General features: G+C 35.6%; 20 protein-coding genes. 11 read left to right on the top strand and 9 right to left on the bottom strand.

Annotation, left to right across the window (positions count from 1 at the left end; translation table 11 throughout):
• Positions 1-98 precede the first annotated feature (98 nt).
• Complete coding sequence (gene trmB, locus RHO11_05660) at positions 99-827, top strand: tRNA (guanosine(46)-N7)-methyltransferase TrmB (protein WVD62605.1); 729 nt, start codon at positions 99-101, stop codon at positions 825-827.
• A gap of 112 nt (positions 828-939) precedes the next feature.
• Here trmB and map read toward each other — a convergent pair whose 3' ends face one another.
• The 3 genes from map to yaaA form a co-directional block, all read right to left on the bottom strand.
• Entirely contained in the window at positions 940-1,731 is a 792-nt protein-coding gene (map, locus tag RHO11_05655; protein ID WVD62604.1) for a type I methionyl aminopeptidase, read from the bottom strand.
• A gap of 150 nt (positions 1,732-1,881) precedes the next feature.
• On the bottom strand, positions 1,882-2,835 hold the full coding sequence (locus RHO11_05650; GenBank protein ID WVD62603.1) for an AEC family transporter: 954 nt from the start codon (positions 2,833-2,835) through the stop codon (positions 1,882-1,884).
• Between the two features lie 8 nt (positions 2,836-2,843).
• Positions 2,844-3,641: a peroxide stress protein YaaA gene (gene yaaA, locus RHO11_05645; protein WVD62602.1), complete on the bottom strand. Its 798-nt coding sequence runs from the start codon at positions 3,639-3,641 to the stop codon at positions 2,844-2,846.
• 119 nt (positions 3,642-3,760) lie between these two features.
• Here yaaA and RHO11_05640 point away from each other — a divergent pair, with 119 nt between their 5' ends.
• The 3 genes from RHO11_05640 (at position 3,761) to RHO11_05630 (ending at position 6,942) form a co-directional block, all read left to right on the top strand.
• Positions 3,761-3,988, top strand: coding sequence for a YccJ family protein (locus RHO11_05640; protein WVD62601.1), 228 nt, complete (start codon positions 3,761-3,763; stop codon positions 3,986-3,988).
• An 8-nt stretch (positions 3,989-3,996) separates the two neighbouring features.
• Complete coding sequence (gene rnz, locus RHO11_05635) at positions 3,997-4,917, top strand: ribonuclease Z (protein WVD62600.1); 921 nt, start codon at positions 3,997-3,999, stop codon at positions 4,915-4,917.
• Between the two features lie 534 nt (positions 4,918-5,451).
• Positions 5,452-6,942 (top strand): hypothetical protein, encoded by a 1,491-nt coding sequence (locus tag RHO11_05630; protein ID WVD62599.1) that lies wholly within the window; start codon positions 5,452-5,454, stop codon positions 6,940-6,942.
• 282 nt (positions 6,943-7,224) lie between these two features.
• Here RHO11_05630 and cydC read toward each other — a convergent pair whose 3' ends face one another.
• The 3 genes from cydC to trxB are packed head-to-tail and all read right to left on the bottom strand — an operon-like array spanning position 7,225 to position 11,604.
• The gene (cydC, locus tag RHO11_05625; protein ID WVD62598.1) at positions 7,225-8,892 is read right to left on the bottom strand and encodes a cysteine/glutathione ABC transporter ATP-binding protein/permease CydC; all 1,668 of its coding nucleotides are present in this window, start codon (positions 8,890-8,892) and stop codon (positions 7,225-7,227) included.
• Positions 8,886-10,637, bottom strand: a complete 1,752-nt coding sequence (gene cydD, locus RHO11_05620) for a cysteine/glutathione ABC transporter permease/ATP-binding protein CydD (protein WVD62597.1) — start codon at positions 10,635-10,637, stop codon at positions 8,886-8,888. The genes cydC and cydD overlap by 7 nt, the downstream gene beginning before the upstream one ends.
• 13 nt (positions 10,638-10,650) lie before the next feature.
• Positions 10,651-11,604 carry a thioredoxin-disulfide reductase gene (gene trxB / locus RHO11_05615; GenBank protein WVD62596.1) on the bottom strand — a complete coding sequence of 318 codons (954 nt, stop codon included), beginning with the start codon at positions 11,602-11,604 and terminating at the stop codon, positions 10,651-10,653.
• A gap of 424 nt (positions 11,605-12,028) precedes the next feature.
• Here trxB and RHO11_05610 point away from each other — a divergent pair, with 424 nt between their 5' ends.
• From RHO11_05610 to RHO11_05580, 7 genes are all read left to right on the top strand, one after another.
• Positions 12,029-12,940, top strand: a complete 912-nt coding sequence (locus RHO11_05610; GenBank protein WVD62595.1) for an SPFH domain-containing protein — start codon at positions 12,029-12,031, stop codon at positions 12,938-12,940.
• Between the two features lie 25 nt (positions 12,941-12,965).
• Positions 12,966-13,430 (top strand): NfeD family protein, encoded by a 465-nt coding sequence (locus tag RHO11_05605; protein ID WVD62594.1) that lies wholly within the window; start codon positions 12,966-12,968, stop codon positions 13,428-13,430.
• Between the two features lie 89 nt (positions 13,431-13,519).
• Positions 13,520-15,133, top strand: coding sequence for an ABC transporter substrate-binding protein (locus tag RHO11_05600; GenBank protein ID WVD62593.1), 1,614 nt, complete (start codon positions 13,520-13,522; stop codon positions 15,131-15,133).
• A gap of 239 nt (positions 15,134-15,372) precedes the next feature.
• Complete coding sequence (gene dppB, locus RHO11_05595) at positions 15,373-16,392, top strand: dipeptide ABC transporter permease DppB (GenBank protein ID WVD62592.1); 1,020 nt, start codon at positions 15,373-15,375, stop codon at positions 16,390-16,392.
• Between the two features lie 14 nt (positions 16,393-16,406).
• Complete coding sequence (dppC, locus tag RHO11_05590; GenBank protein WVD62591.1) at positions 16,407-17,330, top strand: dipeptide ABC transporter permease DppC; 924 nt, start codon at positions 16,407-16,409, stop codon at positions 17,328-17,330.
• 13 nt (positions 17,331-17,343) lie between these two features.
• On the top strand, positions 17,344-18,318 hold the full coding sequence (dppD, locus tag RHO11_05585) for a dipeptide ABC transporter ATP-binding protein (GenBank protein WVD62590.1): 975 nt from the start codon (positions 17,344-17,346) through the stop codon (positions 18,316-18,318).
• Positions 18,311-19,303 (top strand): peptide ABC transporter ATP-binding protein, encoded by a 993-nt coding sequence (locus RHO11_05580; GenBank protein WVD62589.1) that lies wholly within the window; start codon positions 18,311-18,313, stop codon positions 19,301-19,303. The genes dppD and RHO11_05580 overlap by 8 nt, the downstream gene beginning before the upstream one ends.
• A gap of 102 nt (positions 19,304-19,405) precedes the next feature.
• Here RHO11_05580 and RHO11_05575 read toward each other — a convergent pair whose 3' ends face one another.
• From RHO11_05575 to RHO11_05565, 3 genes are all read right to left on the bottom strand, one after another.
• Entirely contained in the window at positions 19,406-20,959 is a 1,554-nt protein-coding gene (locus RHO11_05575) for a phospholipase D family protein (protein ID WVD62588.1), read from the bottom strand.
• A 160-nt stretch (positions 20,960-21,119) separates the two neighbouring features.
• Positions 21,120-21,956, bottom strand: coding sequence for an IS3 family transposase (locus RHO11_05570; protein ID WVD62857.1), 837 nt, complete (start codon positions 21,954-21,956; stop codon positions 21,120-21,122).
• Between the two features lie 25 nt (positions 21,957-21,981).
• Positions 21,982-22,263, bottom strand: coding sequence for a transposase (locus tag RHO11_05565; GenBank protein WVD62587.1), 282 nt, complete (start codon positions 22,261-22,263; stop codon positions 21,982-21,984).
• Between the last annotated feature and the right edge of the window lie 69 nt (positions 22,264-22,332).

Here is a 22,332-nt window from a genome sequence, read left to right as displayed (position 1 = left end):
TGATATCGTTATGGCACTTTTGTTATAGGGAATGCTAGCGACAAATTTTAACTTACGTTACACTATTAAGCTAATTTATTATTGATAAAGATTATAACATGAATCAAAAAAATGACATTATGACCATTGAATTGATGGATGATGGGCGCCCTGTACGCCAAATTAGAAGCTTTGTTTTAAGGCAAGGTCGATTGACTAAAGGGCAAGAGTTAGCTATCACAAAGCTTTGGCCTCTGTTCGGTATTGATTATACAGAGAAATCAGTAATCAATTTTAGTGAGTTATTTGGTAATGATAATTTAGTGACACTAGAAATTGGCTTTGGTATGGGCGCTTCATTTGTTGAGATGGCGACTAATGCGACTAATGAAAATTTTTTCGGAATTGAAGTTCACCGCCCCGGCGTAGGAGCCTGCTTAATGGCTGTCGATCAAGCGCAATTAAGTAACGTTCGAGTAATGTGTCACGATGCTGTTGAAGTATTGCACAATATGATTGCAGATAATTCACTCGATAAAGTACAAATTTTTTTCCCCGATCCTTGGCACAAAGCGAAACATAATAAACGACGAATTATTCAACCTGAATTTGTTCAGCTATTAACATCCAAGTTAAAAGTTGGTGGGATACTGCATCTTGCAACCGATTGGCAGCATTACGCAGAGCACATGTTGACAGTGTTACAATCAGCACAAGGATTGTCCAATTTATCTTCAGATAATAGCTATGTTCCAAGACCAGAGTCACGCCCTATGACTAAGTTTGAAAAACGTGGTTTAAATTTGGGACATGGTGTGTGGGATCTGCAATTTAAGCGAGTGATTTAATTTCGACACAGTAAAACTATTTTAGATATTACAAATGGAGTTAATCCAATGTAATATCTATTTTTTTGATCATTTGCTAATGTATCAATTTACAATATAACGATATCAAAGACTATTTATTCTCAATAATCCGAGGAAAATCTTCATTTGAACGTAACGTCAATACTTCAACTCCCGTTTCAGTGACTAAAATAGTATGTTCATATTGTGCTGATAAACCGTGATCTTTCGTTTTTACTGTCCAACCGTCTTTCATTGTACGAGTTCGCCAGTCGCCAGTATTAATCATCGGTTCAATTGTAAACGTCATGCCTGCTTGTAAAACGACACCCTGATCATCCGCATCATAATGTAAAACTTGTGGTTCATCATGATAAACTTCGCCAATACCGTGTCCACAATATTCTCGTACACTTGAGAAGCCAAATGATTCACAATATTTTTGAATCGTTTTACCAATTTCACGTAACCGCATACCAGGCTTAATAATTTTAATCGCTTCATAAAGACTTTGTTGTGTGACTTCACAAAGACGTTGTCCTGTCACAGTCGGTTTTCCTGCAATATACATTTGTGAGGTATCACCGTGGTAGCCATCTTTAATAACTGTAACATCAATATTGAGAATATCACCATCTTTAAGTTTTTTTTCAAAGCTTGGAATACCATGACACACAACATCATTGATAGAGATACAACTTGTATGTTTATAACCATGATAACCAATATTTGCAGGAATCGCTTTTTGCTCATTAATAATATAATCATGGCAAATTTTATCTAATTCACCAGTCGATACCCCAGGCTTAACATAAGGCGCAATCATTTCCAACACGTCAGCAGCCAATTTACCAGCAATACGCATTTTTTCAATTTCATCTTTTGTTTTAATTCTAATTACCATTTTATTCGTCCTACATTAGCAAAGACCTCTATTTTAGCACAATTCTTTTATAGGAGAAATTGATTACAAATATTAGTTTGAGAGTCATTACTTTGCTTATATTTCAATAACCGATGTTATTTGATATTAAATATCACCGGTTATCATGGATTAATTAGCCATAGTCAAAATGGCTAAAATTAGCGGAGTCGTGATTGATGATAATACTGTTGATATCAGTAAACTTGAGGCAATTGCCGGTTGTAATAAGTTAAACTGTCTAGACATGATATAACAGTTTATCGCGATAGACATTGAGCCTAACAGCACAACCACTTGTGTTTCTAATGTCGGTAAATTAAGTAATCTAGCGATTATATAAATAACAAATGGTAATATCGCCAATTTGATCAGGCAAATGAATGAGCTAAGCTTTAATCCTTCTCGAATCTTATATTCTGCGAGTCCCATACCTAAGACTACAAGTGATAGCGGTGCAGCCATATCACCTAGCATTTTTGTTGATTTACTAACAAAAGTGGGGAGTGGTAGCTGGCTATAGTTGACAATTAATCCAGCTAAAATACCTAAAATAACGGGATTTTTAAAAACACTTTTTATCGCTTTCTTAAAACTACTTGTCGACAATTTACCTATTTGTGCAAATTCAATAGAAATAGTGGCGAGTGTCCATAAAATGAGTGCACTAAAAACGACAACTAAAGCAACACTGGGTACGGCTTCATCGCCCAATAATGCTCGAACAATTGGTAGACCGACAAAAACGTTATTGCTATATATGCCGCCCATAGCAAACATTGTTCCTGACGCCCCATCAAGTTTAAAACATTTGGCTGCAATCCATCGACCTAAAATAAATACGACAAATGTGCCACCGAAAAATGCAAATAATAGTCGATAATCAGCTGTCGGTTGTTCAGAAAAGTGGCTCATGATATGGAATAGCATAACAGGAATGGCAGCAGAAAATGTAAATTTCGTTAAACTATCTGTGATAGTTTTGGGCCACTTTAAAATTTTAATTAATAAAAAACCAAATAATATTAAAACAAAGAGCGGTAACGTTGATAAAAATTGTAACCACAATGTTTGTAAAAATCCCATTTCAATGCCTATTGATTCTTGAATTGTTTTGCTTGTTTTTCACTTCGCTTAAATACCCACTCTTTATCTGTTGAACGTATAGCATCAAAGCTATAACCAGCTAAATCAAATGATTGAATATCATCCGCTTTATTGAGTTGATGTTTAATAATATAGCGACTCATTAAACCACGGGCTTTTTTAGCATAGAAGCTGATAATTTTATAATTACCACCACTCTCATCAAGAAAGATCGGACTAATAATATTGGCTTGTAATTTTTTATTATTAACCGATTTAAAATATTCATTTGAAGCTAAATTTATTAATGTTTGGCTCTGCTGTTTAGCTAATTCATTATTTAACATTTCGGTAATTGTATCGCCCCAAAACTGATAAAGATTACTATTGGAACCATTTTTTAACTTAGTACCCATCTCTAAGCGGTAAGGCTGCATTAAATCTAATGGTTTAAGGACGCCATATAGTCCAGATAGAATACGCAAATGATTTTGCGCAAAGGTAAAGTTATCTTCAGTGAAGTCTCTGACATTTAATCCTTCATAAACTTCACCATTGAAAGCCAAAATAGCTTGGCGCGCATTAACTGGATCGAAATTAGGATGCCAGTTTTGAAAACGTTGGTAATTTAACTCTGCTAATTTAGGACTAATTTTCATTAGATTAGCAATATCTTCTGGGCTGAGTAATTGGCATGATTTAATAAGATCTGCTGAGTAATTTAATAATTCGGGTTGACTATATTCAGCTATTTTAACTGGTGTTTCATAATCTAATGTTTTGGCGGGTGAAATAACCGTTATCATTTTTTTGCCTTATTATAGTAAGAGAAAATGAGATAAATATTTTTCTTATTCTAACTCGTAAATTTTTATTTTGAGAGTATTATTTAATATGTAACTAATTTAAATAAGGAGAAATAGTGATGAATTCGATTAAAAAAGAGTTGCATGAAATTAAAGCATGGGCATCTGTGCGTCAAACATCGATTGAAATTGCTGAAGCAATTTTTGAATTAGCTAACCATGATGAAGCCCTTGCTGAGCAAATTTGGCAAGAAGGTAGTGACGAAGTGTTATCGTTGGCATTTGCTAAAACTAAGGCTGATAAATTGTTCTGGGGTGAACAAACGATTGAGCGTAAGAATATATAGTTAAGACAATGAAATTAATTTTTTTAGGTACAAGTGCTGGCACTGTAACAGTTGAACGTAATGTGTCAGCCTTGCTATTAGATCTTATTAAAGAGCGTAATACGTTATGGTTATTTGACTGTGGCGAAGCGACTCAACACCAAATGTTAAAAGCTAAATTAAGCTTGGCGAAGTTAGAAAAAATATTTATTACACATTTACACGGCGATCACCTATTTGGTTTACCGGGGTTATTGACAACACGCTCCTTAATGCAAAATATGTCACCATTGACTTTATATGGGCCAAAGGGCATAAAACAATTTATTGAAACTGTCATTGATATCAGTTCCTCCTGGTTAACTTATAAACTTGACATTGTCGAGATTGAACATCCAATGACTTTAGTGGATGATCAGACTTTTATCGTCACTTGTGAGGCTTTATCTCATCGAGTGCTTTGTTTTGGTTATCGAATCGTTGAAAAGGATAAGTCTCCTCGACTCGATATTGAAAAATTGAATGCAGACGGTATTTTATTTGGTCCACATTATGCCAAATTGAAGTTAGGGCAAATAGTGCAACTTGATGATGGTCGTGTTATTGATGGCCGCCAGTATTGGGGAGCAGTAAAGAAAGGTCGGAAACTGGCTATTTTAGGCGATACAGTTCCTTGTGATGCATCAATTATATTAGCAAAACATGTGGATGTATTAGTCCATGAAGCAACCCAAAAACATGATCTGGTTCAAAAAGCTAATGAACGAGGTCACTCAACAACGGTACAAGCTGCCGAAATTGCACTTAAGAGTCAGGTAAAAAAACTGATTATTACACACATTAGTCCTCGATATTGCTTAGAAAATAATCAATCAATAGTTGATGAGTGTCGAAAAATATTTGTTAATACCGAAATCGCCAGTGATTTTTCTGAATTTGAAATTGAATAAAAATATTTAATTTTTGCTTGGTATAAGCTGTTTTATTAAATTGATACGTTTCAATAAAAATGAGCACTTTTTTAAGATAAAATAATATGCATAATTAGGCACTATTAATGGCGTTTTTAGGTATTAATTACGTTAATTATATATACATTTCATTACATATTATTTGCAAATATAAACATAATTTTATATTTAAAATTAGGCTTATTTTTCAATATTTAATTAAATATATCAAATAGATATCTTGTTTTCAATCTAAATGAATCTTATGTTTTAAAAAAATCCTTTGATGATAATCAAAAAAAACTGTAAATATTTATATATATATGCAGTGTTTTTTTTAAATTATATGTTTATAATGTAAAGATATGTTAATTAATAAACCTCATTAATCGTAATAAGCAATGTAGTCGTCTATTAAAGATTTATTCAAATATTATCTTCATCAAAATGTAAGCGGTTGTCTAAATTTAAACAATAAAAGAGCGGACCTGATTGAGGAAATGAATGATGGGGTAATTTAGCATCGTGAATTCAATGAAAGCGTCAAGTCTAAAAAATACCAATTTACAGGTTCGGCAACAATCTGTAAAACTCGATAGAGTAAGTTTACCTAGTTTTTCCAATTTAACTAATTTGGGGCTGTTAACTATAACATTACCGTTTATCTCATTATCAAGTTATGCCACTTTATCTACAATGACATCACAAACGATACAAGGTACCGCACCGTATTTTGTTTTAAATAGGATGGTGTTAACCTCGACAGATGAAATATTAGGTTTTAGCTATAAAACGACTGATGGTGAGACTGCTTTTGCAAATGCAGCTCAAGCTAGCTCAACTATTACTGTTAATGCCTACATGAAAGAAAATGAATTAGTTGCACTTGTGCCAATAACGGGGATTGAAATACTATTAAATTCAGTTTTAGTTGCAGATAATTCAATTGACTCTAAAGGTTTATGGATTGCTGATGATGATGGTGATGCGTTAGCCGGAAGTACTCGTGCTGTTGGTTCAATAACAGCGACATTACTTAAAAATAGTGTTGCTGTGGCTCCGGCAGATACTGCATTTGATAGTTGTGCAACCTATCAGTTAAAAATTGCATTACCAGCGGTAGCTGCAGGTGTAATTTCATCAATTCAAGCGATAACCAACTATGGGTCACCTAATTATAAATATTATAATTATACTTCAAGTAATCAATCGGCAACTTATACATTAGCATCATCTATGCCGACTGCCTGTTATGCACTTCCTTATTTTAGTCGAGGGGATGGTGAGTACGCGGGGACTAGCGCTGAATGGGAACGTTATAAAGGTTTTAAACCACAATCAAGAACAATCGCGAGCAAAAACTTTCCAACAACGGGATTTGATAATGCTTTCTTTGATTTAACACTAGCTGGAACAACTGCTCAAGATCTCATTGATACGAATGCAGATAAATCAGGAAAAGTTTATGGAACAGGCTCTTCTGAGGTCTATTTAGTTTTATCAGCCACTTCTAAAGCGAATGTTTTAAGAGTCCGATTAAGAGGACCAAGTAGTTCTTCTGCTCCCGTTAATGCCTATACTGCAACAACTTTTAAATTGAAATCAGGAGAGATCGATGTTTATAGCTTTACGATCGACAAATGGTTTTTTGCAAGAAAAGATGTTAGAGGTTCTTACAATGACACTGTCAATCCAGCAATAAGCTATTGCTCTTCATTTTCTAATGGTACATATAGAATACCGAGTTTTGCTGAATATATTAATTCTACTTTTGCTCTCTTCAATATTGTGGGGAGTTCAAGCCAGAATCACTATACTCGTAGTATTGGTCAGGGATTATTTGCAGAATGGGGAGCACTTTCGTATAGCTCTACGGTTTACCCTGATAGTGATTTTGAAAATGCAATGTATTGGGCAAATCAGCCTTATGATGACAGGTGGCAAATTGTTGTTGGTTCCTTTAATGGCTCTATCTCTAGTGCTGCTGTTAACTCTTTAGTTGCTACAGCTTGTGTAAGTCCTTAAAATTTTTTAATTCTTAATTGCTATTGTTTTCAGAAGATATTTTTTTGAAACGAGAACAGCATGAATAAATAAACTGATTAATAACGCTTATTTGATGATGAGTCATGTATTGATTTATGTTGAGTATCATACTGATTACGATGAATGTTCGTCTTTAGTTACAATACGCTCTTTATCTTATGTTCAAGAGAAAGAGCGTTTGAAGACTAGTGCTATTTTTATACTATAATGCTACTTTATAGCAATATTTTAACGAAAATAGACTGCCATTTTATTGAACTACTATTTTGATTCAGTTAAGTGACTTTCAGCAAGCATAAACGTACGATCAAATAACGCATTTTCAATTAATCGATGAGTTACCATAATTAGGGTCTTACCTGTATAGCATTGTTCAATTATCGATAATATTTGCTGTTCAGTTTGATGATCTAAACTTTCAGTGGGTTCATCCATTAACACCAGTGGTGCATCATGCAATAGAGCCCTTGCGATACCGATTCGACGTTTTTCCCCACCGGATAAAGTTCTACCACTTTCTCCTAGCCATAAGTTAAGTCCATCCTCTATTGCGACAATTTTATCAAGTTCAACACTATGTAACACGGCAAGTAACTGCTCATCGGTCGCATTAGGATTACCAATTAGTAAGTTATTGCGAAGTGTATCATTAAAAATGGTAATTACTTGTGGAATAACGGTCATCATATTACGTAGTGTTGGCTCATCAAATTGGCTAATATCAGTTTGATTAATAAAAATTGTTCCACTTGTCGGTTGCCAAGAACGAGTCAGTAAACTCAATAATGTTGATTTGCCACAACCTGTTTTACCAACAAGAGCAATATGCTCACCATTATGGACAGTAAAATTAACGTTTTTTAAAACACTAAATGGCTGATTAGGATAACTAAAGTCGATGTTATTAAATTCAATTGTGCATGCTGTTAAATTCGCTGATACACCAATTGCTGGAAATTCGATATCTGCATGTGTAGACATTAGCTCATTCATTCGTCTAGCTGAGGTTAGTACTTGACCTAAAAATAGAAATGCCCCAGGAATTGGCGCTAAAATTTCGGTACAAGATAATCCAATAAAAATGAATAAGGCAATAATAGGTCGATCATAATTGGCAACACCATCTGCTACTAAATAAATAATTAATAAAGTCATGATGCCAATAATCAGCAAAATCATTGCGCTAGATAGGCTTAATAAGGTCGCTTGGCGTTTTTGATAGTCTAACCAACTTTGTTCAATAGTATCAAGTTGCTGACGATATTTATCTTTAGCATTGAATAAGGTTAACTCGGCTTGACCTTGTAAATAGCTCACTAAATTTTGTCGATAGAGACTTTTTTGTTCGGCAATGTGTGCTCCTAACGATTTACCTGCCTGATAAAAAGTTAATGGCATTGCCAAAATAGTAATCAATAAAATGATTGTAATTGTTAGGGCAACAGTATAATCAAAATAGCTAACAGCAAAGTAAATACATAATGTTATTAATAAGCCACTGACAATCGGCATAAATAGTCTTAAGTAAAGATGATCTAGATGATCAATATCAGCAATGAAACGATTTAATAAATCTGCTTTTTGATAGTGTTGCAGTTGCCACGAACTAAGCGGTAAAATCTGTTTGAAAGCATTAACGCGTAAATACGATAGAATTTTAAAGGTAATATCATGATTTACTAGTCGTTCAAAATAGCGTGCAGCTGTTCTAATTATTGCTGCACCTCTTACTCCTGCAGCAGGTAGCATATAGTTTAAGCTATATAAACCAGCGACGCCAACAAATGCAGTTGCTGATAAAAACCAGCCAGAAAGAGAAAGTAAAAAGATACTCGCACCTAACGCCATTAAGACAAGAATCACGCCTAATATGATCATTAAAAAGTTGTGTCTATAAAGCTTAATATAAGGTAAAAGGGTTTTTAACATTGTTCTGTCTCCCTTTTCTCGATGTATATTTGGTGCTTATCAAGTCGCCAAATTTGGTCAAACTTCATCTGTTCACTGAGTTGATGGGTAACGGTAATCATATTATTAAATTGATAATTGTTTTCTAAAATTGCTTCAATCTCTTGTGCAGTCTGTTTGTCCAAACTCGCGGTTGGCTCATCAAGTAGCAATAGATTTCCTGGTTTCAACAGTGCTCTAGCAATCGCGATACGCTGAGCTTGACCTATTGATAGTCTTACTGCATCCTCACCAATTTGGGTGTCAAGACCTTGCTCTAATTCACTAATAAAATCATTAAGTTGGGCTTGTTTGATTACATTATTAAGCATTTGTTCTGTTGCATCAGGATTAGCAAGCAGAATATTTTGACGAATGGTATCATTGAGCAAATAAGGATTTTGCCCTAGCCAACTAACTTGTGCTCGCCATTTTGTTAGATCTAATTCTCTAAATTCGCTACCGTTAATTTTAAGCGAGCCTTGATATGATAAAAACCCTAATAAAAGATTTAGCAAAGAACTCTTCCCTTCGCCACTGATCCCCATTAATGCAAGACCAAAGGGGGCTTGTAGGTTAAAATTAAGTGGGCCAACAATAGGTTTATTATCTGGTGATAAAATAACTAAATCTTCAGCTTCAATGCGTTTAATATGTTCAATTGTTATTAGCTCTTTAGAACTTGTTATATCCTTATCGGCCTGATTCTGTGTTGTTTGCATATCCTTAGCGAGAAATGATTCAATATTATCCGCTGCCGCTACTGCTTGTGCTTTAGCGTGATAGTAAGTACCTAAATCTCTTAAAGGTTGAAAAAATTCAGGGGCTAATATTAATGCAAAAAAGCCTGCAAATAGTGTTAGTACACCATTATAAGAACCAAAATTAAGTTCTCCTAAATAAGAAAAACCAAAATAGACCGCAACCACTGCAATAGAAATAGAGGCAAAAAACTCAAGAACCGCTGAAGATAAAAAGGCCATTCTTAATACACTCATTGTTTTATGTCGAAAATCTTCCGCAGCATTATGAATTGCTTTAGTTTGTGCATTACCTTGGTTAAATAGCCTAATTGTTTGTAGTCCTTTGAGGCGATCTAAAAAGTGTCCACTTAAATAAGCGAGCGCCTTAAAGTTTTTACGATTAACATCAGCAGCCCCCATTCCGACCAATATCATAAAGATTGGGATTAATGGCGCGGTGCATAAGAGAATTAAAGCCGCAGCCCAATTGAATGGGAAAATTGCAACTAAGATCAGGACAGGGATCATTATTGCTAAACGCATTTGTGGTAAATAACGAGCATAAAAGTCCTGTAGATCCTCTATCTGTTCAATTAGTAACGTAGTAAGTCCACCACTCGTTTGTTGACTAATTGCCGACGGCCCACTATGTTCGATTTTATCGATTAACTGTTGTCTAACTGTTTGACGTAATTTTTGGCCTAGTGAAAAATTAACTTGTTCCCGAACATAAGTTAAATAAGCTCTAATAATAAACAGAAACATTAAAGCTAATAGATGGAACTGGATGGTTTGAAAAGATCCCTGATCCATAATTAAATTTTGTAATATTAAAGCCAATAAACCAGCTTGAGCAATAATACACAATGCAGATATAAAACCGGTAATAATAGAATATCGTAGCAATTTTTTATGCTGTGATACTTGATTTTTTAGCCAAGTAAATAACTGCTTTTGGCGTTTTTTATCTAAAGATGTAGACATGAATTATTAAACTTTATGATTGATTTTCAAGATAATGTTCGGCATCTAATGCGGCCATACATCCCGTTCCTGCGGATGTAATTGCTTGACGATAAATATGATCCATTACGTCACCAGCAGCAAAGACTCCCTCGACACTGGTTTGTGTCGCATTACCTTGTAAGCCTGATTTAACTTTAATATAACCATTCTCTAATGCCAGCTGATCACCAAAAACAGCCGTATTAGGCTTGTGACCGATAGCAATAAAGACACCTAATACATCAATTTGTTCTGTTTTGTTCGGATCTTGAGTACTGCGGACACGGACGGCATTAACGCCCATCGCATCGCCTAATACTTCATCAAGTGTTTGATGTGTATGTAGAATAATTTTTCCTTGAGCCACTTTTTCCATTAAACGATTAATTAGAATTTTTTCTGCTCTAAACTCATCGCGGCGATGAATAAGATGAACTTCACTTGCAATGTTAGAAAGGTAAAGAGCCTCTTCTACGGCAGTATTACCACCACCAACGACAGCGACTTTTTGGTTACGATAAAAAAATCCATCACAAGTCGCACAAGCAGAAACACCTTTACCTTTAAATGCCTCTTCCGAAGGTAAGCCTAAGTATTGAGCGCTAGCCCCTGTTGCAATAATTAATGCATCACAAGTATAAAGAGTTTCACCACCATAAAGTTTAAATGGTTTCTGGCTAAAATCGACTTTTTCAACATAATCAAAAATAATTTCTGTTTCAAAACGCTCTGCATGTTCACGCATTTTGACCATTAATTCCGGTCCAGTTAAATCAACAGAAGCTGCCGGCCAATTTTCGATTTCAGTGGTCGTTGTCAGCTGACCACCTTCTTGCATCCCCGTGATTAGTAACGGTTTTAAATTTGCACGTGCTGCATATACGGCTGCGGTATAACCTGCAGGGCCAGATCCTAAAATAATTAAGCGAGAATGTTTGTTATTCATTATAAACTCCTAATATTGCCTATAGCGAAACAGTGTTATCTGTTTTTAGATAGACTTTATGCCTATTAACATAATCAATCTTACTATTGTATTACATTGGTCAATTTTTTCTATCTTGTTTGTTGATTATATTGATAGGTAATTAGTCTAAATGATAGACCTTTCTAAGGTCTTTTTTATAGCTTATTGATATTAAAGATATTATTTTAAATTAATTATTATATTGGTGTGATTATTTTCAACTTTTTATTAACTTTTGATATTTATCAATAAATTATCGACACTGTTTAAGTTACATAATTAATTATTATATAGCGATTAAAATAAATAATTGTTTTAAACGTTATAAATGCTATGAAAAAAATTAATTAGCGCTTAAAATAATCAATCATTTTCAACTATTAAAATAAATAAGAGAAATTTTATGTCTATATTTTATATCGTTATTGGTGTTTTAGTTTTACTAGCTTTATTGACTGTGTTTAAAGCTATTACCATTGTTCCTCAGGGATATCAATATACAATAGAACGTTTTGGTAAATATACACAGACGTTGGAACCCGGTTTAAATATTATTATTCCTTATATGGACGGTATTGGTCGTAAGATTAATATGATGGAACAAGTATTAGATATTCCTTCACAAGAAGTTATCTCCAAAGATAATGCTAATGTGCAAATTGATGCAGTTTGTTTTATTCAAGTACAAGATGCTGCTAGAGCGGCTTATCAAGTAAACCATTTAGAGCGTGCAGTAATTAATTTAATGATGACCAACATTCGTACAGTACTCGGTGGTATGGAACTTGATGAAATGTTATCTCAACGTGATCATATTAATACGCGCTTGCTCGGTATTGTTGATGAAGCAACCAGTCCATGGGGTATTAAAATAACTCGTATTGAAATTCGTGATGTTCGTCCACCTGCTGAATTAATTGCGGCGATGAATGCACAGATGAAAGCTGAACGTAATAAACGTGCTGAAATTCTAGATGCTGAAGGGGTTCGTCAAGGGGCAATTTTACGCGCTGAAGGTGAAAAACAGTCCGAAATCCTAAAAGCTGAAGGTGAAAGACAAGCTGCATTTTTACAAGCAGAAGCGCGTGAACGTGCTGCAGAAGCTGAAGCAAAAGCAACACAAATGGTATCTGAAGCGATCGCCTCTGGTAATATTAATGCAATTAATTACTTTGTTGCACAAAAATATACTGATGCATTACAAACTATTGGTTCTGCTGAGAATAGCAAAATCATTATGATGCCACTTGAAGCATCAAATTTAATGGGTAGTATTGGTGGTATAGCGCAGTTGATCAATGAATCTAAACAATAATAAAGCACGATAACGGAGAATAATAATGAATGAATTTTTATCCGCTATCTATACTAATCCACATTGGGTATTTATCGCCCTAGGTGGTGTATTATTAATTGTTGAATTACTTGGTACTGGTGGCTACTCATTGTGGAGTGGGATCTCGGCTTTTATCGTCGGATTAATTGCTTGGATTGTACCGATTGCATGGTCTTTTTTATGGATTTTATTCGCTATTTTTACGTTACTTACCGCATATGTTTGGTGGTTGTGGCTTAAAAAACATGATGGAGATAAATCAGTAAAAGGACATTTAAATCAGCCACAGCAAGATCTACTGGGTATTACAACAACAGTTGTTGAACAGATTCATAATGGTTATGGCCGAGTAAAAATTAAAGACGGTACATGGTCTGCGACTTGTGACCAAGATGTTGAAATTGGTGAGCGAGTTAAGGTTATTGCTGTTGACGGCCTAGTGTTAAAAGTTATAAAAGTAAACGCATAAATAAACAAAAGGGTAGCGAATAAGTTACCCTTTTGTCTATTCGATATATTTTACCTTGTTATTAATAATTGCATGATAGAGGGAAATTAATGAGTAATTTAATGAAATATAAACGAAAACTACTACTTAGCTTAGGGTTATTTGCGATGGTTGCAACATACCAAGCTAATGCTGCGGGTACATTGGTATATTGTGCTGAAGCATCACCTGAAAATTTCAATCCACAACTTGTAACCAGTGGTATCTCAATGGATGCTGGTGCAGTCCCTGTTTATAACCGTTTAGTTGAGTTTAAATTAGGTACGACTGAAATTCAACCAAGCCTAGCTAAATCATGGGATATTAGTGAAGATGGTATGACTTATACATTCCATTTACGAGACGATGTAAAGTGGCATAGTAATAAAGAGTTTAAATCAACTCGTAATTTGAATGCCGATGATGTGATTAATTCTTTTATGCGCCAAAAAGATGTTAACCATCCATATCATAAAGTATCTGGTGGCCAATATGAGTATTTTACAAGTATGGGTATGGATACATTGATCAAAGATATCGAGAAAGTTGATGATTACACCGTTGTATTCCATCTATCTCAACCAGAGGCCCCTTTTTTAGCAAACATGGCAATGTCATTTACATCGATTTTATCTACTGAATATGCTGATCAAATGTTAAAAGCCGGTACTCCAGAGAAATTTGATCTCGTTCCAATTGGTACAGGACCATTTTCGTTCGTACAGTATCAAAAAGATTCCCGAATTTTATTTAAAGCAAATCCAGATTATTTTGGTCCAAAAGCAAAATTAGATCGCTTGGTATTTACTATTACACCTGATGCGGCAGTACGTTATGCTAAGCTACAAAAAGGTGAGTGTCATGCAATGCCATATCCAAATCTTGCTGATGTTGAACGCATGAAGCAAGATAAGAATATTGTTATTGATGAAATGGCGGGTCTTAACATTGGATACTTAGCTTATAATATGGATAAGCCACCATTAAATAACTTAAAAGTACGTCAAGCGCTTAACATGGCAGTAAATAAACAAGCGATTATTGATGCGGTGTTCCAAGGTGCTGCAGAACCTGCTAAAAACTTTATTCCACCGACAATGTGGGGTTATAATAATGACGTTAAAGATTATCCTTACGATCCAGAACAAGCTAAAGCATTGTTGAAAGAAGCTGGTTTTGAGAATGGTTTTACGCTTAATCTATGGGCAATGCCTGTACAACGACCTTATAATCCAAATGCGCGTCGTATGGCTGAAATTATTCAATCTGATTGGGCAAAAATTGGCGTAAAAGCTAACATTGTGACTTATGAGTGGGGTGAATACTTAACTCGAATTCGTGATGGTGAACATGATGCGGTATTAATGGGCTGGTCGGGTGACAATGGTGATCCAGATAACTTCTACTCAGTATTGATGAGCTGTGATGCGGTCAAGGCGGGTTCAAACTACTCACATTGGTGTTACAAACCATTTGATGATTTATTACAACAAGCGCGTGTAGAATCGGATCATGAAAAGCGTATTGCACTTTATAAACAAGCTCAAGTAGAAATGATGAATCAGGCTCCAGCATTAATGATAGCCCATTCAATCGTTTATATGCCAGTGCGTAAAGAGGTTAAAGGTTACATTATGGATCCTTTAGCATTGCACAATTTTAATGAAGTGAGTATTGAAAAATAGTCTAAGAATATAAAGTACTACTGTTGTTTAGTAGTACTTTTATTTTGTCACTGATAAAAAATAATAGCCATGTATTTATCTGCTGTAACCTTAAAATGAATAGTATATTTACAATAAATATAGACAAAATGTCATTGTTGAATATACTTTCGTGCTTAATTTTTTAAATAACTTCTGAATAATATAAAAACAGATTAATTCAATCATTAATCAAATCATTATAAGCAAAGAGCCAATATATGTTTCAATTTATTCTTAAACGTTTAGGTATTGTCGGACTGACCTTTATTGGTATTACCATATTGACCTTCGTTTTTGTTCATTTAATTCCAGGCGATCCTGTTCTTATTTTAGCGGGAGAACGTGGGTTATCCCCAGAAAGACACGCGCAATTAATGAGCCAATTTGGTTTAGATCGCCCACTCTATGTACAATATTTTGATTATCTTATCGGTATTTTACATGGCGATTTAGGTATCTCCTTTAAGAGCCAGATTCCGATTTGGGACGAGTTTGTGCCAAGATTTAAGGCAACGATGGAGCTTGGGGTCTGTGCTATGATTTTTGCGGTTTGTATCGGTATTCCTGTCGGTGTATTAGCTGCAGTAAAGCGAGGTTCAATCTTTGATCATTGTGCGATTAGTATTTCATTAACAGGTTATTCTATGCCGATTTTCTGGTGGGGAATGATGTTAATTATGCTAGTTTCTGTGCATTTTGATTTAACCCCTGTTTCAGGACGGGTTAGTGATGTACTGTTTTTAGATGATAGTAATCCATTAACTGGGTTTATGCTAATTGATACTTGGATTTGGGGCGAGGCTGGTGATTTTATTGATGCCCTAGAACACTTAATTTTACCGTCTATTGTTTTAGGAACGATACCATTAGCTGTTATTGTTCGTATGACGCGTTCATCAATGCTTGAAGTCCTGAGCGAAGACTATATCCGTACCGCAAGAGCCAAAGGTGTTGGTCGATTACGTGTTATTTTGGTTCATGCGTTACGCAATGCGATGATCCCAGTTGTTACCGTTATTGGATTACAGGTTGGTACGATGCTTTCCGGTGCTATTTTGACTGAAACGGTTTTTTCATGGCCAGGAATTGGACGCTGGTTAATTGAAGGATTACAACGCCGAGATTATCCTGTTGTACAGAGCGGTGTATTAATTGTGGCAACCTTAATCATCTTTGTAAATTTATTAGTTGATGTGTTGTATGGCATTATTAATCCGCGTATTAGACATAAGAAATAAGAGTATTGTTACCCATGAAAAAAGAAACATTATCTGAAGAAATTATTTCGCCTGAGGTAGCTATTGTTGCTCCAGTCCCAATGACGCCAAGGCAAGAGTTTTGGTTCTATTTTAAAAAGAATAAAGGGGCTGTGGTCGGTTTAGTCTATATTATTATTGTCGTTTTTTTAGCGATTTTTGCTAATTTTGTAGCTCCGCATGCACCTGCTGAACAGTTTAGGGATGCCTTATTGGCTCCTCCTGCATGGATGGAGGGTGGTAGCTGGAACTTTATTTTAGGTACTGATGATTTGGGGCGAGATATTTTATCGCGATTGATTTATGGAGCTCGATTATCATTACTTGTTGGTTGTATGGTTGTGATTGTCTCTTTAGTGATTGGTATCACTTTAGGTTTGATTGCTGGCTATGTAGGCGGTTTTATTGATAGCCTAATTATGCGTGTCGTAGATATTATGCTCGCTTTGCCTAGCTTATTATTGGCGCTAGTATTAGTCGCGATTTTTGGACCCTCAATTGTTAATGCTTCAATGGCCCTTGCATTTGTAGCCTTACCGCATTATGTCCGTTTGACCAGAGCTGCAACCTTATCAGAAGTTAATAAAGATTATGTTATAGCATCACGAGTCGCTGGCGCGGGTGGTTTACGACAAATGTTTATTAATATTCTTCCGAACTGTTTAGCACCATTAATAGTACAAGCTTCTTTAGGCTTTTCTAATGCCATTTTAGATATGGCTGCTTTAGGATTTTTGGGCATGGGAGCTCAGCCACCTACTCCTGAATGGGGAACAATGCTAGCGGATGTGTTGCAATTTGCTCAATCTGCTTGGTGGGTAGTAACTTTCCCAGGCTTAGTTATTTTAATGACTGTGCTTGCATTTAATCTAATGGGTGATGGTTTGCGTGATGCACTTGATCCTAAATTGAAACAGTAAGAAGGATTCTGTTATGGCATTATTAGAAGTCAATGAATTATCTGTTCAATTTGGTGATTTTAAAGCTGTTGATCGTATCAGTTACCAAGTTGAGCAAGGTCAAGTTGTAGGGATTGTTGGTGAATCAGGTTCTGGTAAATCAGTAAGTTCCTTAGCCATTATGGGCTTAATCGATTTTCCAGGTAAAGTGAGTGCTAATGCACTGCATTTTGATGGTCGAGATCTTAAGCGTATTTCAGAAAGAGAACGTAAGAAAATTGTTGGCGCAGATGTAGCAATGATTTTCCAAGATCCGATGACCAGTTTAAACCCATGTTTTACTGTCGGTTATCAAATTATGGAAGCCTTAAAGATTCATCAAGGCGGCCGTAAATCAAAATTAAAAGAGAGAGCGATAGCACTACTAAACTGTGTGGGAATACCTGATCCTGAAAATCGTTTAAATGTTTATCCTCACCAATTATCTGGTGGAATGAGTCAGCGAGTGATGATTGCCATCGCCATTGCATGTAATCCTAAATTATTGATTGCGGATGAACCAACAACAGCATTAGATGTAACGATTCAGGGACAAATTATAGAGCTGTTACTCGAATTACAACGCAAAGATAATATGGCGCTGGTTTTGATTACCCATGATTTAGCGCTTGTTTCAGAAGCTGCTCATAAAATTATTGTGATGTATGCAGGGCAGGTAGTGGAAGTGGGTGATGCTGATGTGATTTTTAAATCGCCAATGCATCCTTATACACAAGCCTTGTTGTGTTCATTACCTGAGTTTACTCAAGATAAAGCGCGTTTGTCTTCTTTACTGGGTGTTGTTCCGGGGAAATATGATCGACCATCGGGTTGTTTACTTAACCCTCGCTGTCCATATGCTAATGAAACATGCCAAGAGAAAGAACCATTGCTTGTTGATGACGGTAACGGTCGACAAGTAAAGTGTCATTATCCCTTAACAAGTGAGGGGAAACCAAGATATGAATAATAATTTATTATTAGATGTTAAAAATCTAAAAAAATATTATCAAGTAAAGAGTGGCCTATTTAGCCAAAATATTAAACAAGTTAAGGCCGTTGATGGTGTTTCATTTACGTTAGAAAAAGGTAAAACATTAGCCATTGTTGGAGAATCAGGCTGTGGTAAGTCATCTTTAGCAAGATTGTTGACCATGATTGAAAAACCGACTGAGGGGGAGCTTTATTATAAAGGTCAAGATCTCCTTAAACCGGATCATGATGCAGAAAAATTGCGCCGGCAAAAAATCCAGATTGTTTTCCAAAATCCCTATTCATCATTGAACCCTCGTAAAAAAGTAGGAACAATTTTAGAAGAGCCATTATTGATTAATACTGACTTATCAAAAGATGATCGTAAAGCGAAAGTATTATCAATGATGGCTAAAGTTGGACTGAAAGAGGAGTTCTATTCACGTTACCCACATATGTTTTCTGGTGGCCAACGTCAGCGTATTGCAATTGCTCGGGGATTAATGCTTGAGCCTGAAATTTTAGTGGCTGATGAGCCGGTTTCAGCATTAGATGTATCTGTTCGTGCACAGGTATTGAATTTGATGATGGATTTGCAAGATGAGCTAGGGTTGTCGTATGTATTTATCTCTCATGATCTCTCGGTTGTTGAACATATCGCAGATGATGTGATGGTAATGTATTTAGGACGTTGCGTTGAGCAAGGGACGAAAAGTAGTATTTATGGAAATCCTGTGCACCCTTATACTCAAGCTTTACTTTCAGCTACTCCACGTTTAAATCCTGATTTGAGACGAGATCGAATTAAGTTAGAAGGAGAGTTACCAAGTCCATTGAATCCGCCAGAAGGCTGTGCATTTAATGCACGTTGTCGATTAGCCTTTGGACGATGTGTTAAAGAGAAACCACAATTGCTTGATTATCAACAACACAAAGTGGCCTGCTTTTATGTAGATGAACAACAAGAATCGCTTGTTGGTTAACGTTATTTAAACGATATGCTAAAAGGGATCTGATTGAAGATCCCTTTTTTATACTAGAATCATACCTTACAGCAACTAAATAACGAAAATACTGAACTATTTTTATAGTTGTGACTCGATAGGTAAATAGCCAACAATCTTTGCCATTGCCCGTTGCCACCATTTACTTTGTGGATCTTGCTGCCAAATAATTGGTTCATCATTCTCATTTTCATCAAGCCAACGTAACTTACCATCAACTAAGATGACTTGATAGCTTAGATCTCGACTTGTTTTCATTGCAAACTCTTTCTGTAGTGCAGAGACAATATTTGGATCTTCAAAGATAATTCCCATTTCTGTATTGAGATTTGCCGATCTTGGGTCAAAGTTAAAGGATCCGACAAAGCCAATTTTGCTATCAACTAAAAATGCTTTTGTATGTAAGCTTGCATCACTAGAACCAATTAAACTACGTTCAGTTTTACCAAACGGTTTTAATTCATAAAGATTAATATTATTGGCAAGTAATGGTTTACGATAGGGGGCATAGCCGCCGTGAGCCATAATAACATCGTTAGCAGCAAGAGAGTTGGTTAATATATCAATCGTAACGCCTTTTTGTTGTATTTGAGTTAATTGATTGACACCATTTTTACCAGGAACAAAATAGGGCGAAATCAATTTTACTGTTTTAGCCGCGTTTTCTAATAGTGGAGCGATGTGATGGATTAACCACTGAGATTCTCCTTGCCCAAAGGCCTTTATGGCAGGATCTGAATAAACATGAGCTGATTGAGTCCAATGTACTTGCCAGCCACCTTTATTCCATTCACCAGTAAAGAGTGATTTAACACTTGGTGTCTCTTTCAATTTATTTAGATAGGGTATTGCTGATAAATGTGTTTTTTTCTGTTGGACGATCTCTTTTAATTGTGTTAATGAATTACTGTCAGCGTTGACTAATGCTTCAATCGGAATAACGGCATCACTATTCCAGAAATCATCAAAAATTGCTTCGGTTTCTTTGACTGCTTCGCCACCAATTAATAAGTCAGCATCAAAAAAATTACGATTATCCGCTGCTCCGAAATATTCATTACCAATATTTCTTCCACCGACAACGGCCATTCTCCCATCAGCAATCCAGGATTTATTATGCATTCGTCGGTTAATGCTAAATACGCGTAATATCATCTCCAAGCCTCGCATAAAACGATTATCCCGTGCACGGGTTGGATTAAACATTCTGATGCTGATATTAGGATGTAAATTTAACGTAGCCAATAAACTGCTATGACCGTGTGAGTTCATATCATCTAAAATAATCCGCACTCGCACACCTCGATCTGCCGCATGAAGTAATTCAATAGCAAGTAATTGACCGGTTAGATCATCATTCCAAATATAATATTGTAGATCTAAACTGCGACCCACTTCTCTAGCGCTGGCGGCTCGAATAGCGAATGCATCTAAATTACTTGGAATAAGTAATAAACTGGTCTGCTTTGGATGTAATGCTGATTCAGGAGCTAATGCTTTATCTAATTGTGTTTGATTATCTTGAGTTGCGAGTGCGTAACTCGCTTCACCTTTTACTCGCTTAGCAAAAAGACCAAAGCTATAAACAGCTAGAAGTGAAGATAATATGAATAATATTAGTATTATGATAACCATACGCCATCTTCCTATGTGCTTCATAGTATGCTCAAACGTAAAATAAAAAAGAGTTAATTAACAAAATTGTGTTAATTATAACGAATTAAATATCAAATACTATCATCGAATAAAATAATCCCAAGAGCATTGTAACGGTCAACAAAAATTGGAGAGCTTCTTAGGCAGTTTTTAGTAAATTATGTTCAAATTCTGCTAGTGAAATAAATCCAAGTTTATAATGTCTTCTTTTTTGATTATAAATCGGTTCGATATAATCAATAATATCGACCATCGCTTGCTCTCTTGTTATATAATCTCGATAATTAATTCTTTCTGATTTTAATGATCTAAAAAATCGTTCAGTAACGGCATTGTCTAAACAATTTCCAGCTCTACTCATACTAAAGGTAATTTGATGATATGATAATAACTGTTGAAATTGTTCACTACGATATTGAATCCCCTGATCACAATGAAATAAGGTAGGGCATTTTCCTTTTCGACGCTGTATCGCCATGTTTAGTGCCTTAACCGTCAGTAAACTGTTTGGCTTTTCAGAAAAGGCCCATCCAACAATGCGTCTAGAGCATAAATCCATGACAACAGCCAGATAGAGCCAACCTTGCCTTGTCCGAATATAGGTAATATCGCCAGACCAATAGCGATTAATCGTTGCCGGATTAAATTGTCGATTTAAATGATTGGGTGCCAGTAGCGATGATTTACCGCCACGAGGATAGGAATGCTGTTTAGTCCTTTTAGCCACTAGGCCTAATTTTCGCATTAAGCGTCGGACCTTATCTAAACCAAGCTTAAACCCTTTTTTAACCAGTTCAACTAACATTCTTCTTTTTCCATATATACCGTCCATTTCGTTATGAATTGATTTCATGGCAATTTCAAGCCTAGCATTAATTAATTTAAATGCACGATGTTTAATTCGATAATAAAAAGTACTCGGTGCTAATGATAAACACCGACAGATTTGAACGGTTTCATTTCCTGCCTTCTTCAGTATTAGTGCTATTTGTTGCTGCTTATCATTTCGATGGCGAAGAAGGCTGAAGCTTTTTTAATAACTGATTATCACTTTGCAACTGCTTAACTTGTTTTTCTAAAGCTTGTATTCGTTTTTGTTCAGCGGTCAGCGCACTATTTTTAGGCGTAATACCTTGTCGTTCTTTTCTATATTGTGTTACCCAACGCCCAATTGATGAAATACTCACATTCATTGTTTTTGCTGCATCTTTATGTGCATAACCATAATTAAGAACGAGCTCTGCACATTCTCGTTTAAATTCACTACTTAGTTGTCTTGTCACGGGATAATATCCTTAGTTGATGGTTTATCATACCGCTAAGTATGTCTCCAAGAAAAGTATACCGTTACA

It is taken from the genome of Orbaceae bacterium BiB (assembly GCA_036251205.1).
GTDB lineage: Bacteria > Pseudomonadota > Gammaproteobacteria > Enterobacterales > Orbaceae > Orbus > Orbus mooreae.
This window is presented reverse-complemented; position numbering and strand designations above follow the sequence as displayed.

Excerpts from the sequence above, each read along its gene's own strand:
- trmB (WVD62605.1), top strand. The coding sequence starts at position 99 with ATGAATCAAAAAAATGACATTATGACCATTGAATTGATGGATGATGGG.
- map (WVD62604.1), bottom strand. The coding sequence starts at position 1,731 with ATGGTAATTAGAATTAAAACAAAAGATGAAATTGAAAAAATGCGTATT.
- RHO11_05650 (WVD62603.1), bottom strand. The coding sequence starts at position 2,835 with ATGGGATTTTTACAAACATTGTGGTTACAATTTTTATCAACGTTACCG.
- yaaA (WVD62602.1), bottom strand. The coding sequence starts at position 3,641 with ATGATAACGGTTATTTCACCCGCCAAAACATTAGATTATGAAACACCA.
- RHO11_05640 (WVD62601.1), top strand. The coding sequence starts at position 3,761 with ATGAATTCGATTAAAAAAGAGTTGCATGAAATTAAAGCATGGGCATCT.
- rnz (WVD62600.1), top strand. The coding sequence starts at position 3,997 with ATGAAATTAATTTTTTTAGGTACAAGTGCTGGCACTGTAACAGTTGAA.
- RHO11_05630 (WVD62599.1), top strand. The coding sequence starts at position 5,452 with ATGAAAGCGTCAAGTCTAAAAAATACCAATTTACAGGTTCGGCAACAA.
- cydC (WVD62598.1), bottom strand. The coding sequence starts at position 8,892 with ATGTTAAAAACCCTTTTACCTTATATTAAGCTTTATAGACACAACTTT.
- cydD (WVD62597.1), bottom strand. The coding sequence starts at position 10,637 with ATGTCTACATCTTTAGATAAAAAACGCCAAAAGCAGTTATTTACTTGG.
- trxB (WVD62596.1), bottom strand. The coding sequence starts at position 11,604 with ATGAATAACAAACATTCTCGCTTAATTATTTTAGGATCTGGCCCTGCA.
- RHO11_05610 (WVD62595.1), top strand. The coding sequence starts at position 12,029 with ATGTCTATATTTTATATCGTTATTGGTGTTTTAGTTTTACTAGCTTTA.
- RHO11_05605 (WVD62594.1), top strand. The coding sequence starts at position 12,966 with ATGAATGAATTTTTATCCGCTATCTATACTAATCCACATTGGGTATTT.
- RHO11_05600 (WVD62593.1), top strand. The coding sequence starts at position 13,520 with ATGAGTAATTTAATGAAATATAAACGAAAACTACTACTTAGCTTAGGG.
- dppB (WVD62592.1), top strand. The coding sequence starts at position 15,373 with ATGTTTCAATTTATTCTTAAACGTTTAGGTATTGTCGGACTGACCTTT.
- dppC (WVD62591.1), top strand. The coding sequence starts at position 16,407 with ATGAAAAAAGAAACATTATCTGAAGAAATTATTTCGCCTGAGGTAGCT.
- dppD (WVD62590.1), top strand. The coding sequence starts at position 17,344 with ATGGCATTATTAGAAGTCAATGAATTATCTGTTCAATTTGGTGATTTT.
- RHO11_05580 (WVD62589.1), top strand. The coding sequence starts at position 18,311 with ATGAATAATAATTTATTATTAGATGTTAAAAATCTAAAAAAATATTAT.
- RHO11_05575 (WVD62588.1), bottom strand. The coding sequence starts at position 20,959 with ATGGTTATCATAATACTAATATTATTCATATTATCTTCACTTCTAGCT.